This is a genomic window from Virgibacillus indicus, assembly GCF_002266285.1.
GTDB classification, from domain to species: Bacteria; Bacillota; Bacilli; order Bacillales; family Amphibacillaceae; genus Virgibacillus_K; species Virgibacillus_K indicus.
This window is the reverse complement of record NZ_NPMS01000001.1, coordinates 736,145-752,239: the sequence shown is the minus strand read 5'-3', so window position 1 is coordinate 752,239 and position 16,095 is coordinate 736,145. Positions and strand designations below refer to the sequence as shown.

The 16,095-nt window shown below is 37.9% G+C and carries 17 protein-coding genes; all 17 read left to right on the top strand.

The window, feature by feature from the left end:
* Positions 1-63: 63 nt before the first annotated feature.
* The 17 genes from CIL03_RS03830 (at position 64) to dpaB (ending at position 16,049) form a co-directional block, all read left to right on the top strand.
* A complete protein-coding gene (locus CIL03_RS03830) occupies positions 64-927 on the top strand; it encodes an STAS domain-containing protein (RefSeq protein WP_094883882.1) in 864 nt (287 codons plus the stop codon).
* A gap of 722 nt (positions 928-1,649) precedes the next feature.
* On the top strand, positions 1,650-2,120 hold the full coding sequence (rimP, locus tag CIL03_RS03825) for a ribosome maturation factor RimP (protein ID WP_094883881.1): 471 nt from the start codon (positions 1,650-1,652) through the stop codon (positions 2,118-2,120).
* 15 nt (positions 2,121-2,135) lie between these two features.
* Positions 2,136-3,242: a transcription termination factor NusA gene (gene nusA / locus CIL03_RS03820; protein ID WP_094883880.1), complete on the top strand. Its 1,107-nt coding sequence runs from the start codon at positions 2,136-2,138 to the stop codon at positions 3,240-3,242.
* 59 nt (positions 3,243-3,301) lie between these two features.
* The gene (gene rnpM / locus CIL03_RS03815; RefSeq protein ID WP_094883879.1) at positions 3,302-3,577 is read left to right on the top strand and encodes an RNase P modulator RnpM; all 276 of its coding nucleotides are present in this window, start codon (positions 3,302-3,304) and stop codon (positions 3,575-3,577) included.
* Positions 3,574-3,873 (top strand): L7Ae/L30e/S12e/Gadd45 family ribosomal protein, encoded by a 300-nt coding sequence (locus CIL03_RS03810; RefSeq protein WP_094883878.1) that lies wholly within the window; start codon positions 3,574-3,576, stop codon positions 3,871-3,873. The genes rnpM and CIL03_RS03810 overlap by 4 nt, the downstream gene beginning before the upstream one ends.
* Positions 3,874-3,893: 20 nt before the next feature.
* Positions 3,894-6,083, top strand: a complete 2,190-nt coding sequence (gene infB / locus CIL03_RS03805; protein WP_094883877.1) for a translation initiation factor IF-2 — start codon at positions 3,894-3,896, stop codon at positions 6,081-6,083.
* A complete protein-coding gene (locus tag CIL03_RS03800) occupies positions 6,080-6,358 on the top strand; it encodes a DUF503 domain-containing protein (RefSeq protein ID WP_094883876.1) in 279 nt (92 codons plus the stop codon). Before infB ends, CIL03_RS03800 begins: the two co-directional genes overlap by 4 nt.
* Positions 6,359-6,402: 44 nt before the next feature.
* Positions 6,403-6,744: a 30S ribosome-binding factor RbfA gene (gene rbfA, locus CIL03_RS03795; protein ID WP_094883875.1), complete on the top strand. Its 342-nt coding sequence runs from the start codon at positions 6,403-6,405 to the stop codon at positions 6,742-6,744.
* Positions 6,745-6,823: 79 nt separating this feature from the next.
* Positions 6,824-7,720: a tRNA pseudouridine(55) synthase TruB gene (gene truB, locus CIL03_RS03790; RefSeq protein WP_094883874.1), complete on the top strand. Its 897-nt coding sequence runs from the start codon at positions 6,824-6,826 to the stop codon at positions 7,718-7,720.
* 56 nt (positions 7,721-7,776) lie between these two features.
* Positions 7,777-8,721 (top strand): bifunctional riboflavin kinase/FAD synthetase, encoded by a 945-nt coding sequence (locus CIL03_RS03785; RefSeq protein ID WP_094883873.1) that lies wholly within the window; start codon positions 7,777-7,779, stop codon positions 8,719-8,721.
* Between the two features lie 139 nt (positions 8,722-8,860).
* The gene (rpsO, locus tag CIL03_RS03780; RefSeq protein WP_094883872.1) at positions 8,861-9,130 is read left to right on the top strand and encodes a 30S ribosomal protein S15; all 270 of its coding nucleotides are present in this window, start codon (positions 8,861-8,863) and stop codon (positions 9,128-9,130) included.
* 143 nt (positions 9,131-9,273) lie between these two features.
* Positions 9,274-11,388, top strand: coding sequence for a polyribonucleotide nucleotidyltransferase (pnp, locus tag CIL03_RS03775; protein WP_094883871.1), 2,115 nt, complete (start codon positions 9,274-9,276; stop codon positions 11,386-11,388).
* A gap of 96 nt (positions 11,389-11,484) precedes the next feature.
* On the top strand, positions 11,485-12,429 hold the full coding sequence (locus CIL03_RS19740; RefSeq protein WP_165767889.1) for a polysaccharide deacetylase family protein: 945 nt from the start codon (positions 11,485-11,487) through the stop codon (positions 12,427-12,429).
* 18 nt (positions 12,430-12,447) lie between these two features.
* Complete coding sequence (locus CIL03_RS19735; protein ID WP_165767888.1) at positions 12,448-13,671, top strand: M16 family metallopeptidase; 1,224 nt, start codon at positions 12,448-12,450, stop codon at positions 13,669-13,671.
* Positions 13,672-13,742: 71 nt separating this feature from the next.
* Entirely contained in the window at positions 13,743-13,985 is a 243-nt protein-coding gene (locus CIL03_RS03765; protein WP_094883870.1) for a YlmC/YmxH family sporulation protein, read from the top strand.
* A 595-nt stretch (positions 13,986-14,580) separates the two neighbouring features.
* The gene (gene dpaA, locus CIL03_RS03760) at positions 14,581-15,465 is read left to right on the top strand and encodes a dipicolinic acid synthetase subunit A (protein WP_094883869.1); all 885 of its coding nucleotides are present in this window, start codon (positions 14,581-14,583) and stop codon (positions 15,463-15,465) included.
* The gene (dpaB, locus tag CIL03_RS03755; RefSeq protein WP_094883868.1) at positions 15,462-16,049 is read left to right on the top strand and encodes a dipicolinate synthase subunit B; all 588 of its coding nucleotides are present in this window, start codon (positions 15,462-15,464) and stop codon (positions 16,047-16,049) included. Before dpaA ends, dpaB begins: the two co-directional genes overlap by 4 nt.
* Positions 16,050-16,095: the final 46 nt, after the last annotated feature.

Genomic DNA, 16,095 nt, shown 5'->3' with positions numbered 1-16,095 from the left:
TATTCCAAAAATATAAAAATTATAGATTATGCTTTAGAAAATGTTAAAAGGGGATAGAAATTAATGGAATTTATTTTTAATCAGGATTTAGATATAAAGGGATTTTTAAAGAATAACAGTGACCTTTTTGAGGCGAAGTTATTGTCGGAGGCTGTGCATGTCAGAGATAAAATTGAGGAAATAAAATTAATTGGCAACATTAACTTAATAGAAAATGCGCATAAATTAATCTTGCTAGTAATTGATTCTAAGAAAAAGGAATTAAGTGATTTTGCAAAACAAGAGGGTGAACTATGGGCAAAATATTCGTTAACTCTCTCCTTTAAGCTGGAATGGGTCCAGGCAATACGTAAAACACTTTGGACATTCATTCATGAGTACGACAAACGAAAAGGCGAAACACTCGATATGGAGGACTTCTACACGAAAGAATTCAGAATAAATTATTTGATGGATGAATTTTTTAAGGACTTTTTTATAACATATTCCAAATACAAGGATGAGCTGATAGAGTCCCAAAAACAATTAGTTGAAAATCTGTCTGTTCCGATTATACCTATATCTTCTACAGTAAGTATTCTTCCATTAATAGGTACCATAGATAATGCCCGTGCCCGAATAATTGAGGAAAAAATTTTATATGAAATTAGTGAAAAACGTGTACAAACTTTAATTATGGATCTTTCCGGAATTGCTGAGATGGATGTTGAGGTTATTCAGAATTTCCTTAAAGTGTTAGATGGTGTAGCGATGATGGGCTGCCGAACTATTGTAACTGGTCTCAGACCGGACATCGTAAGAAATATAACGGCTCTTGATATTTCATTTGATGAAAAAGTTAAAACAAAAGCCACACTAAAGCAGGCGTTGAAAGGCTATATCAAGGATGAAGATACTGATAGAAAAAATATAAGTCTCTTTTCGTAAATTTTGTTGCTATTTAAATTACGTAGTTGATGTAAAATGCGAACTAAAATCGGCGATGATAATTCCATCGGCTGCTCAGGAAATATAACCATACTTCTCATATCAGCCATCCACTTTCTATGTGACCGATAGCAACTTGTTTTTGGTTGTTTGGGCCCAGAGAGTCGCTCTATGTGACCGGTGGCTACTTATTTCTGGCTATTTGGGCTTAGAGAGTCGCTCTATGTGACCGTTGGCTATTGTTTTCTAGCTGTTGGGCTCAGAGAAGTCCCCCAAATCCTGATAATCCGTTCAACCCGCGAAACATCCGTCCGAAGTTGAAATCAACAGAGCAGTTACGTCGCATTCTATAGATTTTACGTCAAAAAAACAAATCTTTACGGTGGGACGAACCCTGGTGCAGTCTCAGTTTTTTAGAAAACAGACAAATATCAATAATTTTGTTTAACCTGACGTATCCGTGGATATAATATATATATCCTGCTATCTTGCGTCATTACTGCTATTGTGATATAATTACTTCGGTAAGTAATGATACGAACGTTTAAAAGAGTGGGTAAATGCCCACTCTTTCTTCATAATTCTATTCAGACTTCGAAAGTAATGTTTCCCCTTGCCAACTTCGTACAGGCAGGGGTTTTATATTGATTGGGGAAATTTCTGGCTGAATGGAATAGAAACAAGTTATCTGATAGCAGAATTGAATAAAGGAGGTTAAGTGCTTGAGTTCTCAAGTGATTAAAACAACTGAAGAATTGGTACAGCCTATCTTAGAGGAAAAAAACCTGGAATTGGTTGATATTGAGTATGTTAAGGAAGGAAAAAACTGGTTTCTCCGTGTTTACATTGATAAACCCGGGGGGATTGATATAACGGAATGTGGAGATGTTTCCGAAGCATTAAGCGAAAAGCTGGATAAAAATGATCCAGTAAAAGATGCTTATTTTCTTGAAGTATCATCGCCAGGTGCTGAGCGGCCGCTAAAGACAAAAAAAGATGTGGAAGCTAATATAAATAATAACGTCTATATTAAATTGTATGAACCTATCGATGGTTTGAAGGAATATCAAGGTATATTAAAGCAATTTGAAAATAATTTGCTGACTATAGAATACAAAGTAAAGGCTAAGGGTAAAAAAGTGGAAATTCCATATGACAAAATAGCAAAAATAAGACTTGCTGTAACGTTCTAAAGGGGGATGAGCAAAGTGAGCAATCAGCTGTTTGAAGCGATTGACTTTTTGGCAAAGGAAAAAAATATTGATAAAGAAATTTTGCTGGAGGCATTGGAAGCAGCATTAATATCGGCTTATAAGAAAAACTTTAAATCCGCAACAAATGTCCGAGTCGAATTAAATGAAGAAACAGGTAAAATGAAGGTTTTTTCAAGGAAAACAGTTGTTGAAGAAGTGGAAGATAAGCAACAGGAACTTTCATTGGCAGAAGCGAAGGAAATCGACCCGAATTACGAACTAGAGGATGTTATAGAAGTTGAGGTAACACCAAAGGACTTTGGCCGCATTGCAGCACAGGCAGCCAAACAGGTTGTAACTCAAAGGGTAAGAGAAGCTGAGCGCGGAGTTATCTTCAGTGAGTACGCTGACCGTGAAGAAGATGTAATGACAGGAATTATTCAGCGGAAAGATCCAAGATTTGTATATGTTAATTTAGGGAAAATCGAAGCTAAACTAGCGGAACCTGAACAGATGCCGACTGAAGAATATAATATTCATGACCGGTTGAAGGTGCTTGTTACAAAGGTAGAAAACACAAGCAAGGGACCGCAAATTTATATTTCAAGATCTCGTCCGGGGCTGTTAAAACGCCTGCTTGAAATGGAGGTCCCTGAGATTTATGATGGAATTGTTGAAATTAAATCCGTATCCAGAGAAGCAGGAGAAAGATCAAAGGTTTCTGTATATGCTGCTGACCCAGAAATTGATCCGGTTGGTTCATGTGTTGGTCAGAAGGGCCAGAGAGTGCAGGCAGTTGTCAATGAACTTAAAGGTGAAAAAATAGATGTAGTGGAATGGTCTGAGGACCCAATCGTTTATGTTTCAAATGCTTTAAGTCCATCAAAGGTTGTCGAGGTATTGGTTAATGAAGAAGATAAAGCCACCACTGTTATTGTACCTGATTATCAATTATCATTGGCAATAGGGAAACGGGGACAAAATGCAAGACTTGCTGCAAAATTAACTGGATGGAAAATTGATATTAAAAGTGAAACAGAAGCAAGAGAGCAAGGACTTCTAACAAAAGAAGAACCAGAAGACCTGGATTCTGAAAGTACTGACGAAGATTTATTTGACTGATAAATGGAGTGTCCTTATCTGGCAATACCAGATAGTTAATGTATAAAGGGGGATCTGCATTGGTTCAAAAAAGGAAAGTGCCTGAGAGAAAATGTGTTGTCACAAATGAACAAAAGCCCAAAAAAGAACTAATTCGAATTGTACGCAACAAAGAAGGGCAGGTTTTTGTTGATCCAACTGGCAAGAAAAATGGGCGCGGGGCATATTTATCCCGTGATATCGAAGTAATAGCCAAGGCTGAAAAGTCAAATGTGTTAAGCCGTCAGCTGAATGCAGAAGTAGACTCTAAAATTTACGAAGAATTGAAAGAAATTGCTGCGGAGAATGAAAAATGAAAAATAACTATTTGAATATGATTGGACTTGCATACAAAGCTGGTAAATGTTCACTTGGTGAGGATGCAATTGTTAGAGATATTCAACAAAAAAAAGCAAAACTGGTTTTACTGGCAAGTGATACCGGAGTGCAGACGAAGAAAAAACTAACTGATAAGTGCAAGTTTTATAAAGTACCATTTCTGGTAGCTGATGATCGGGAAACATTATCACAAGCTATTGGAAAATCCCAAAGGGTAGCTATTGCCATTTTAGATGCAGGATTTGCTGATAAGATTAAATCGCTACTCGGGTAATTAAATTCGGGGGTGAACGTATGAGTAAAATGCGTGTATATGAATATGCAAAACAAAATAACACGTCAAGTAAGGACGTATTGAATTATTTAAAAGAATTAAAGGTCGAAGTCAGTAATCATATGTCTACAATTTCTGCGGATACGAAGACAAAGCTGGATGGAAAATTTAATCCTGGTTCAAGCAAAAAACAAAATCAGGAAAAGGAAAAGCAACCAAAGCAGGGGTCTGCATCAAATTCATCTAAACAATCCGCTAATAATACTGACCGAAAACGAGATAATAACAATAAAGGAAAGCACAAAAATAACCCAAATAAACAGGGACAGCAGCAAAGACAAGGGAATAAGCAAAATAACTTTCAAAATAAGCCAGCAAATAAAAATAAGAAACAAAAAGGAAATAAAGGAAAAGGTAATAAGCCTATGACAAATCAGCAACCGCCAGTAAAAGAAACACCAAAGCATATTACGTACAGTGGCACATTGACAGTCAGTGAACTTGCAGAAAAACTGAACAAAGAAGCAGCTGAAATCATTAAAAAGTTAATGTTTCTTGGTGTAATGGCAACAAAAAACCAGGATCTTGATGATGATGCAGTAGAACTTATTTGTGCAGAATATGAAGTAGAAGCTGAAAAAGAAATTATTTTGGAAGACACTGATTTTGATAAGTATATTGAAGAAGAAAAAGAAGCTGATTTAATTGAGAGACCAGCAGTTGTTACCATTATGGGACATGTGGACCACGGAAAAACAACACTTCTTGATTCAATTCGCCACACAAAAGTTACAGCTGGCGAGGCTGGAGGCATTACGCAGCATATCGGTGCTTACCAAGTGGAGAATGAAGGGAAAAAAATAACATTCCTTGATACCCCAGGTCATGCTGCCTTCACAAGTATGCGGTCCCGTGGTGCTCAAGTTACGGACGTTGCTATATTAGTTGTAGCTGCAGATGATGGTGTTATGCCACAGACAGTCGAAGCAATTAACCATGCAAAAGCTGCAGAAGTGCCAATTATTGTTGCAGTAAACAAAATGGATAAAGAAGCTGCCAACCCTGATCGTGTTATGCAGGAATTAACAGAGTATGAGCTAATTCCGGAAGACTGGGGCGGCAATACCATTTTCGTTAACCTATCAGCTATAAAGCGTGAAGGTATAGATGATTTATTAGAGATGATACTTCTTGTATCAGAAGTTGAGGAATTAAAAGCTAATCCAAACGCAAATGCTTCAGGTACTGTAATCGATGCACAACTGGATAAAGGACGAGGTTCTGTGGCAACGTTACTCGTACAAAACGGCACATTGCGTGTTGGTGACTCACTTGTAGTAGGTAACACATTCGGTCGTGTACGTGCGATGGTCAGTGACATAGGCCAGCGGGTAAATGAAGCAGGGCCATCAACTCCTGTGGAAATAACCGGATTAAATGAAGTGCCACAGGCCGGAGATCAATTCCTGGTTTTTGCTGATGAGAAAAAAGCCCGGCAGATTGGAGAGGCACGTCAACAAAAGCATATTGATGAAAACCGCAGTGAGCAATCCAAAGTCAGCCTGGATGACTTGTTTGAAAAAATAAAGCAGGGTGAAATGAAAGAAATTAATATCGTTCTTAAAGCAGATGTACAGGGTTCAGCTGAAGCTCTTGCAGGTTCACTTCGAAAAATCGAAGTGGAAGGTGTGAATATCAAGATCATTCATACAGGTGTTGGTGCAATAACAGAATCTGATATTATCTTAGCTTCTGCTTCAAATGCTATCGTAATCGGTTTTAATGTCCGTCCGGATGTTAATGCAAAGAAAGCGGCAGATTCCGAAAAGGTGGATGTTCGTCTACACCGTGTAATTTACAAAGCAATTGAGGAAATTGAAGCTGCAATGAAAGGTATGCTTGACCCAGAATATGAAGAAAAAGTTATTGGTCAGGCAGAAGTAAGGGAAACATTTAAAGTATCAAAAATTGGAACTATTGCAGGCAGCTATGTGACTGATGGAAAAATCACAAGAGATTCAGGAGTAAGACTGATTCGTGATGGTGTCGTTCTGTTTGAAGGAGAAATAGCTGCATTGAAACGGTTTAAAGATGATGCAAAAGAAGTTGCCCAGAACTATGAATGTGGGATTACGATCAAAAACTTTAATGACATTAAAGAAGGAGATGTAATCGAAGCTTTCGTTATGGAGGAAATTGAACGCAAATGATACTCTATGCAGAGGTAGAATGTATGTTTTATGAAGGGCATTCACTGAAGCAGAAAAGGTCTGTCATTAAGCGTTTAATGGCTAAACTACGAAAAGACTTTAATGTAGCAGTAACGGAATTGGATTACCATGATTTATGGCAGCGAACCAAAATTGGAATTGTTACAATTTCAACAGAAAGAAATCATGCCGAAAAGGTAATCCAGGAAGTACTGCGAATAATTGATACCTTTGTGGAACTGGAACGTACAATAACAGATGTAGAGCATTTATAGGTTTACAGTTTCAAATTATAGCTTCTATTAACGAGGTGAAAACATTGTCTGATTTACGTGCAAATAGAGTAGCAGAGCAAATGAAAAAAGAATTGGGCGAAATCCTGACACGGAAAATAAAAGATCCGAGAGTAGGTTTTGTTACAGTTACAGATGTAGAGGTAACTGGCGACCTGCAACAGGCAAAAGTATTTATATCTGTTCTTGGAGATGAACAGCAGAAAAAAGATACGCTGCTGGGTCTTTCCAAAGCGAAAGGGTTTATCCGCTCAGAAATCGGATCCCGTATCCGTTTGCGGAAAACACCGGAATTGTTTTTTGAATTTGATGAAGCTTACGAGTATGGTAACCGGATAGAGACCATTCTTCGTGATTTAAACGAATAATGGGGAGATTAATCTGACTCGCACCGTATAGGTGAGTCAGATTTTTCCATGTACCTAAAAGATGCTGGGAGCTGATTTTATGAATGGCATCCTGCCGTTATGGAAGCCAAGAGGGATGACATCACATGATTGTGTCGTAAAAATACGTAAACTGTTTCGAACAAAAAAGGTCGGCCATACTGGGACACTTGATCCTGAAGTTGAAGGGGTTCTCCCTATATGCATTGGACAGGCAACGAAAATTGTTCCCTTTTTAACCGATACTAAGAAAACATATATTGCAGAAGTATCCCTTGGAAAATCAACAGAAACCGAAGACAGCCAGGGTAAGGCAATTGAGGAAAAACCAGTGCTAATGCCTCCTGATGACAAGGAAATACAAGCTGTTTTACAAACTTTTAAAGGAACAATTACGCAAATTCCTCCAATGTATTCTGCAGTTAAAGTTAATGGGAAAAAGCTGTATGAATATGCAAGAGCAAACAAATTTGTAGAGCGTCCGGAAAGAAACGTACTGATTCATGAAATTGAACGGATACCTTCCAATGAAAAACGAAACAACTTATTCACCATAAGAGTAGTATGTTCCAAAGGTACATATATACGTACATTATGTGTTGATATAGGAAAGAAATTGGGATACCCTGCACATATGTCGAATTTAATACGGACACAAACTGCTTCATTTGACGAGAAAAATACAGTAACTTTTGCTACTATTGAAGAGAAAGTAAAATTAAATCAGCAGGAGGATCTCCTTCTTCCTATAATTAAAGGTGTGGAACATTTGGACAGCCTGAATGCTGATGACGAAATGAAGAAAAAAGTGCTATATGGCCAAAAACTTCCAAAGCCTGAAAATAGACTTGGCACAGACCCATTTATTATCAAAAGTAATCAGCAATTATTGGCGATTTATCAAACACATCCGGAACACCCGGACCAAATTAAACCAGTACGTGTTTTTAGTGAGTGAAAATAAATAATACAATCTAATTGCCGGAACTGGATAAAAAGTGCAGGTGAACAAATATGAGAACAATTGAGCTGACATATCCGCATTCACTGGTTCTGGAAGAATTGCCGGAAACAGTAAGTGCAATAGGCTTCTTTGATGGTATCCACAAAGGTCATCAAAAAGTTATTAAGGCTGCAGTTGATGAGGCAGAAAAGAAAAATATGGAAAATGCAGTTATTACCTTTCATCCGCATCCGTCCGTTGTATTAAAAAAGGATACACAGCATGTGAAATATATTACTCCGATGCGCGAGAAAAAGGAAATACTGAAAAAGCTGCGGGTTGATCGGCTGTACATAATAAAATTTAATAAAGAACTATCCTTGCTGTCTCCTCAGGAATTCATCGATCATTTTATTATTGGATTAAATATCAAGCATCTCGTTGCCGGTTTTGACTATTCCTTCGGGCATAAAGGAAAAGGGAATATGAACAACATAGCAGAATACACAAGGGGTTTATTTACGCATACAACGATTGATAAAGTTTTATCAGGTAAGGAAAAAATCAGCTCAACCAAAATCAGAGAGCTGCTTAATAGCGGAAATGTTGAAGAGGCAAATGTGCTGCTCAGCAGACCGTTAACGATCGATGGAACTGTTATTAAAGGAGCACAGCGGGGAAGGGAACTGGGATACCCAACAGCAAATATGCAGGTGAATCCCGATGCATTACTCCCCAAATCTGGTATATATGCTGTTAAAGTGCATTATAAGAACGAATTATATGAAGGTATGGCAAACATTGGAACAAACCCAACCTTCACGGAGGATCGTAAAGATTTATCAGTAGAAGTAAATATTTTTGATTATAATAATAATTTGTATGGCGAGGAACTTATTATTGAATGGCATAAATATATGCGTGAAGAAGAGAAATATAATGGTGCCGATGCTCTAATTAAACAAATGGCTGAGGATGAAAAAAACATCCGAAATTACTTTGAAATGAGTCAGTAATTAAGAGAAACAGGATTTTACTTGCATTTTTGCTGAAAAAGTTGTACGATAAGTAACGTAAAACCGTTGCTTGGCAAATCGTAACTCCGACGTTTGCTAGGGGACTGGGGATATGACATAACAATAGGAGGTGAGCCAGATGGCTATCACACAAGAACGTAAGAATGAAATCATTACTGAATATAAAGTACATGATACTGACACTGGTTCTCCAGAAGTACAAATCGCTGTACTTACTGAAGAGATCACAACTTTGAATGAACATTTGCGTGTTCATAAAAAAGACCATCATTCACGTCGCGGTCTTTTGAAAATGGTTGGTAAACGTCGTAATTTACTAAACTACTTGCGTAATAAAGACGTTACCCGCTACCGTGAATTAATTAAAAAACTTGGCCTACGCCGATAATTATTCAAAAAGCAGGAGAAATCCTGCTTTTTTTATACGTTTTAGTCAGCAATTCAAAGATTTTTCTACATAAAATTTACATTCATGTCTATAAACTATAAAATGAAAGATAGAATGTTTTATCGAAAGGAGTACTGTTCATAATGTCAGAAGAAAAACAAGTATTCTCTACAGAAATTTCCGGCAAAAAGTTTACCGTCGAAATAGGAGAATTAGCAAAACAGGCTAATGGTGCATGTATGATACATTATGGTGATACATCTGTACTATCAGTTGCAACAGCATCAAAAGAACCAAAGGATCTACCCTTTTTTCCATTAACAGTAAACTATGAGGAACGTTTATATGCAGTAGGGAAAATACCTGGAGGGTTTATTAAACGTGAAGGAAGACCGAGTGAAAAAGCTATTTTATCCTCACGCCTGATTGATCGTCCTATCCGCCCGCTATTTCCTGATGGCTTCAGAAATGAAGTGCAGGTAATCAGTACTGTAATGAGTGTGGACCAGGATTGCCCGTCAGAAATGGCAGCAATGATTGGCTCATCCATCGCCCTTAGTATTTCGGATATACCATTTGCCGAGCCAATTGCCGGTGTCAATGTGGGACGAGTTGATGGTGAATTTGTAATTAACCCGACAATCGAACAGGAACAAAAAAGTGATATTGAGCTTACAGTGGCAGGAACAAAAGATGCGATAAACATGGTAGAAGCAGGAGCAGAGGAAGTCCCTGAAGATGTCATGCTTGAAGCTATTATGTTTGGCCATGAAGAAATTAAACGCCTCGTAGAGTTTCAAGAGGAAATTGTTAAAGCTGCAGGACTTGAAAAATCACCAGTTACCTTATTTGACGTGGAGGAAGAGCTGTCGCAAAAGATCGAAGCGGAAGCAAAGGACGAGCTAATTGCCGCCATTCAGGTAAAAGAAAAACATGCAAGAGAAGATGCCATAAGTCAGGTGAAAGACCAAGTTCTAAAAACCTACGAGGAAGAGGAACCAGAAGTAATCAAACAAGTAAAATCAAAGTTGGATAAAATGGTAAAAGAGGAAGTAAGACGACTTATTACGAAGGAAAAAATTCGTCCGGACGGCCGTAAGCCTGATGAAATTCGTCCACTGTCTTCCCGTATTAAAGTTTTACCTAGAACTCACGGATCTGGATTATTTACCCGCGGACAGACCCAGGCGCTTAGTGTTTGTACATTGGGAGCACTTGGAGATGTTCAGATATTGGATGGTTTGGATCTGGAAGAATCCAAACGGTTTATGCATCATTATAACTTCCCACAATATAGTGTTGGGGAAACCGGACCAATCAGAGGACCTGGCCGTCGTGAAATTGGACATGGTGCTTTGGGGGAACGTGCTCTTGAAAAAGTAATTCCATCAGATAAAGTATTTCCATATACAATCCGTCTTGTTTCTGAGGTATTGGAATCAAATGGTTCTACTTCACAGGCAAGTATTTGTGCAAGTACGTTGGCAATGATGGATGCTGGTGTGCCAATTAAAGCACCAGTTGCAGGGATTGCTATGGGGCTTGTTAAATCCGGAGAAGATTATACAATCCTTACAGATATTCAAGGGATGGAAGATGCTCTTGGTGATATGGACTTTAAAGTAGCCGGAACTGCTGAAGGGGTAACGGCACTCCAAATGGATATTAAGATTGAAGGATTATCAAGAGAAATTTTAGAAGAGGCTTTAATCCAGGCTAAAAAAGGCAGAATGCAAATATTGGATTCTATGCTGGCAACGATCAAAGAGCCTAAAGCAGAACTTTCTGAATATGCTCCAAAAATTCTTACAATGTCAATTAATCCAGATAAAATACGTGCCGTCATTGGCCCAAGCGGTAAACAGATTAATCAGATTATTGATGAAACTGGAGTTAAGATTGATATAGAGCAGGATGGAAGTGTGTTTATTTCATCTATAGATGCTGCTATGAATGAAAAGGCTAAGAAGATCATCGAGGATCTTGTCCGGGAAGTTGAAGTAGGACAAATGTATTTAGGAAAAGTTAAGCGAATTGAAAAGTTCGGAGCATTTGTTGAGTTGTTTAAAGGCAAGGATGGTCTTGTTCACATTTCAGAGTTGGCTGAAGAGCGAACAAATAAAGTGGAGGATGCAGTATCCATTGGTGATGAAATCATGGTGAAGGTAAAGGAAATTGATAATCAAGGACGTGTAAACCTCTCCCGCAAAGCTATTCTGAAAGAGGAAAGAGAAAAACGAGAAAAAGCCAAACAGTAAAAATGAAGCTGGTTATCCAGTTTCTTTTTTTTTGCATTGATGACATATCATACCTTGTCCCTCTTTTTCATATGTATGAACAAGGGGGAGATTAGGTTGTATCGGTATAGATGGTTTGTAAATTTTATAGTGTTTATTATTATTGTGTCCGTTGCATTTAATTCAGAATATAATCCATTTGTTATGAATGAAACGGATGGGTTATCACAGGCTGCCAAAACAATAGATGAACTGTATAATTCTATCCAGGATAAAAGCGGTCAGTTTACAGAACCTCCGCAAAATGCTTATATTGACGATGTCTGGAAAAAAACACCTGGCAGAAACGGTCTTTCAGTAAATGTGGAAGATTCCTATGAAAAGATGAAGAAAGAGGGAATTTTTGACGAGTCATTGCTTGTTTATGAACAGGAATCTCCTGAAATATCTTTGAATGAACTGCCAGCATCCCCGATATTCCGCGGACACCCTGAAAAGGAAATGGTAGCATTTTTAATTAATGTTTCCTGGGGTACTGAGTATATTCCGGAAATATTGAATATATTAAAAGAGAATAAGGTAAAGGCAACGTTTTTCATTGAAGGAAAGTGGGCAAAGGTTAATGCTGAACTGGTGAAAATGATTGATGAGCAGGGGCATGTGATTGGAAATCATGCATATAATCATCCGGATATGGGCAGATTGTCGAATCAGAAGATCGTGGAGCAGATCAGCCAGACAAATGAAATTATTGAAGCAATCGTTGGAGATACACCTAAATGGTTTGCCCCCCCAGGAGGGAGTTTTAATGATCAGGTTGTACAGGCAGCACACCATTTAAAAATGGAAACAATCCTTTGGACGGTGGATACAATTGATTGGAAGAATCCATCTGTTTCTGTTATGATAAACCGAGTGAATAGTAAAGTACACCCAGGTGCAACAATATTAATGCACCCGACACCTTCCATTGTTAATGGTCTGAATGAATTAATTAAACAAATAAAAGATAAAGGGTACAAAATAAGTACAATTGAAAATTTACTGAGTGAAGAAAGGTAACATATAGGAGGCAGGAAATTGGTTGAAAAACATACGAGTAAAAATGGTTTAAGAATTGTATTGGAGAAAATTCCAGCAGTTCGCTCCGTTACAATTGGAATATGGGTGCTTACTGGCTCCCGAAATGAAACGGAACAAAATAATGGGATTTCACATTTTATTGAGCATATGTTTTTTAAAGGTACAAAAACAAGAACTGCACAGGATATTGCAGAGGCCTTTGATTCTATTGGCGGTCAGGTAAACGCATTTACTTCCAAAGAGTATACATGTTTTTATGCAAAAGTTTTGGATACACATAAAGATTATGCTTTAGAAATTCTGGCAGATATGTTTTTCCATTCAACCTTTGACGAGGAAGAGATGGAACGTGAGAAAAAAGTAGTATTTGAAGAAATAAAGATGTATGAAGATACGCCGGATGATATTGTCCATGATTTATTGGCAAGAGCGTCTTATGGAGAACATCCTTTAGGGTATTCCATCCTTGGAACAGAAAATCATCTCAATACGTTCAATCCTGATACATTAAGAGAATATATAAAGGAGCGTTATACTCCAGAGAATGTTGTAGTTTCAGTAGCCGGAAATGTTGAGGAATCATTTATAAACCGCATTGAAGAATATTTTGGAGCCTTTGAATCAAGTAAAGAACATACAGATATTATTAAACCTGCGTTTCTGGCAAATAATATTGAACGTAATAAGGATACGGAACAGGCTCATTTATGTTTAGGTTTTGATGGGCTGGAAATTGGCCATGAAAATATTTATAGCCTAGTCATCATGAATAATGTACTTGGAGGCAGCATGAGTTCTAGATTATTTCAGGATGTCAGGGAAAAACAGGGATTGGCTTATGCTGTTTTCTCTTATCATTCATCTTTCCTTGATAATGGGCTGCTTACTATCTATGCCGGAACAGGCAAAGAACAATTGCCATTACTTAAAGATACGATTGATAAAACAATAGATACGCTCATCAAAAACGGGCTGACAGAAAAGGAATTAAAAAATAGTAAAGAACAGCTCAAGGGAAATTTAATGCTTAGTCTTGAGAGTACTAACAGCAGAATGAACCGAAATGGAAGAAATGAATTACTGCTGGGCCGTCACCGGACATTGGATGAGATGATTAAAGAAATTGATGATGTTAATCATGACTCTATTCAAAAGGTTATTGAAGAAATATTTAATAATTCAGCTTCTACAGCTTTAATAGCACCAAAAATGACTCACTAACCTATTGTTAAACATAGGTTAGTTTTTTTTGCATATACATTTACTACCTGTACATGATGAGGAGGAAGCATATGCGATATAAAGATATCAGCGGAAAGGAAATTGTTAATGTAAACCAGGGAACAAGGCTTGGAATACTGGGACAGACGGATCTGGAAATTAATGAGAGAACCGGACAGATTGAAGCTTTCATTATACCGAATTATAAGTGGTTTGGATTAAAAAAAGAGGGGGAGGAAACAAAAATCCATTGGAATTCAATTAAAAAGATCGGCGAAGATATGATAATGGTGGAATCTGACGAATTCGAATAACATTGAAAAATCTGCATGAAAAAGGTTGTATCTGTAAAATAGATACTGCCTTTTTTTATGCCTCTTTTTGGAATTAAAAATATGTTCACCCTAAACGAAAAGATTTTATTTTTTCGCAAAATCTATAGACTGCGACGTAACTTAATACTTAATATGATGTTGAGCTACCGCTGCGGAAATACACTACGCTTTCCGTGGGCGGCTGATGGTCCGATTACTGCTGATGAATTGCATTAGTAATAATATACAAAGTATCTAACCGCCTCACCAGTTCGGGTGAGCGGAGGGCGGTGACTCCTGCGGGAATAGCACGTGTCCGAAGACCCCGCAGAGTGGTTTTCTCGAGGAGGCTGAGGCCGTGCCCGCGGAAAGCATCCGCCCGGAGCGATCCCGAACGGCGATTATAGCAGATACCAATTATGTCGCACTTTACATCAACTGTGGTTAAAAGAAATTAAGTTCAAGATAAGATTGTTGATATAGATTAGAATAAATCCTGAAATTTTTTTGAAAATCCCTATCACTATCAGCCTGCAAACACATAAGCTATTAAGAAATGATATTATGAACAGTATGTCTGGAGGTAATTACTGGAATGAGTCGATTAATAGCTGTAATCGGTGGTGATGCCCGTTATCTTGAATTAATACGGCAATTGCAAGGGCTGGATAATACAACGATTATACTTGTGGGATATGATAAATTGGAACAGGGTTTTACCGGCTTAACTCAGATGGACTTTAAAGATATGGAATTAGAAAATGTGGATGGAATAATTTTGCCTATTACCGGAACAGATTCCGAGGGTAATGTGGAAACTGTGTTTTCTGATCAGCCGATCCTGCTGACAAAACAATGGTTTAAGCAATTAAAAAAATCAGCACTTGTCTTTACAGGAATGGCTAATGATTATTTGTCTGATGCAGCAAAGGAAGCTGGAGTTTCTTTGATATCCCTCCTGGATCGTGATGATGTTGCTATCTATAATTCAATTCCGACAGCAGAAGGGGCAATTATGATGGCAATCGAACATACTGATTATACAATTCATTCTTCACGTGTGATTGTAACTGGCTTTGGAAGAGTCGGAAATACGGTAGCAAATAAATTTTCCGCTCTTGGTGCGAGAGTATCTGTCAGTGCAAGCAGTATTAAGGATCTGGCAAGAATTACTGAGATGGGCTTACATGCAGTACCGTTGGATCAGCTTGACCAATACACAGAGGACTGCGATTTATTAATAAATACAATCCCTGCCCCAGTTGTTGACCGTCAGGCAATTCAACAGCTGCCTACACATGCCATCATATTTGATCTTGCATCAAAGCCAGGTGGTACTGATTTTGAATATGCCCGTCAAAGAGGTATCAAAGCAATTCTGGCGCGGAGTTTACCTGGAATTGTTGCCCCTAAGACTGCCGGAAAAATATTGGCTGATGTTATTAAGCACTTTTTGCAAAAAGAGGGAGGAGAAAAATGAATCTGGAAGGAAAAAGGATTGGTATTGGTTTAACAGGGTCTCATCATTCTTATAGACTTATTTTTCCGCAAATAGAAAAATTAATGGCTGAAAAAGCAGAAGTAATTCCAATTGTTTCCTATACAGTAAAAAATATAGATACTAAATTTGGTAAAGCAGAGGAGCATATCGAAAAGCTTGAGTCAATAACAGGAAAACAGGTGATTTCAACAATGCCGGGAGCAGAGCCCCTTGGACCGAAAGAACCGCTGGATTGTATGGTGATTGCTCCCTTGACTGGAAATTCCTTAAGTAAATTAGCAAATGCATTAATAGACTCCCCCGTTCTAATGGCAGCAAAGTCAACCATGAGAAATCAAAGTCCTGTTGTACTGGGTTTAACTACTAATGATGCCCTTGGCTTAAATGGTGTTAATTTAATGCGATTAATGGCAAGCAAATATATTTATTTTATACCATACGGCCAGGATAATCCTTTTAAAAAGCCTAATTCAATGGTGGCTGACTGGGATTCTTTGGTGGATACTGTCAAGGCAGCCCTTTTGCATAAACAAATTCAGCCAGTAATAATTCCCCATAAGTAAGTATTTTATGATAAAATACAATGTTAAGAACAATTTAAGTATTTTT

Excerpts from the sequence above, each read along its gene's own strand:
- CIL03_RS03830 (WP_094883882.1), top strand. The coding sequence starts at position 64 with ATGGAATTTATTTTTAATCAGGATTTAGATATAAAGGGATTTTTAAAG.
- CIL03_RS03810 (WP_094883878.1), top strand. The coding sequence starts at position 3,574 with ATGAAAAATAACTATTTGAATATGATTGGACTTGCATACAAAGCTGGT.
- infB (WP_094883877.1), top strand. The coding sequence starts at position 3,894 with ATGAGTAAAATGCGTGTATATGAATATGCAAAACAAAATAACACGTCA.
- CIL03_RS03800 (WP_094883876.1), top strand. The coding sequence starts at position 6,080 with ATGATACTCTATGCAGAGGTAGAATGTATGTTTTATGAAGGGCATTCA.
- truB (WP_094883874.1), top strand. The coding sequence starts at position 6,824 with ATGAATGGCATCCTGCCGTTATGGAAGCCAAGAGGGATGACATCACAT.
- CIL03_RS03785 (WP_094883873.1), top strand. The coding sequence starts at position 7,777 with ATGAGAACAATTGAGCTGACATATCCGCATTCACTGGTTCTGGAAGAA.
- rpsO (WP_094883872.1), top strand. The coding sequence starts at position 8,861 with ATGGCTATCACACAAGAACGTAAGAATGAAATCATTACTGAATATAAA.
- pnp (WP_094883871.1), top strand. The coding sequence starts at position 9,274 with ATGTCAGAAGAAAAACAAGTATTCTCTACAGAAATTTCCGGCAAAAAG.
- CIL03_RS03765 (WP_094883870.1), top strand. The coding sequence starts at position 13,743 with ATGCGATATAAAGATATCAGCGGAAAGGAAATTGTTAATGTAAACCAG.
- dpaA (WP_094883869.1), top strand. The coding sequence starts at position 14,581 with ATGAGTCGATTAATAGCTGTAATCGGTGGTGATGCCCGTTATCTTGAA.
- dpaB (WP_094883868.1), top strand. The coding sequence starts at position 15,462 with ATGAATCTGGAAGGAAAAAGGATTGGTATTGGTTTAACAGGGTCTCAT.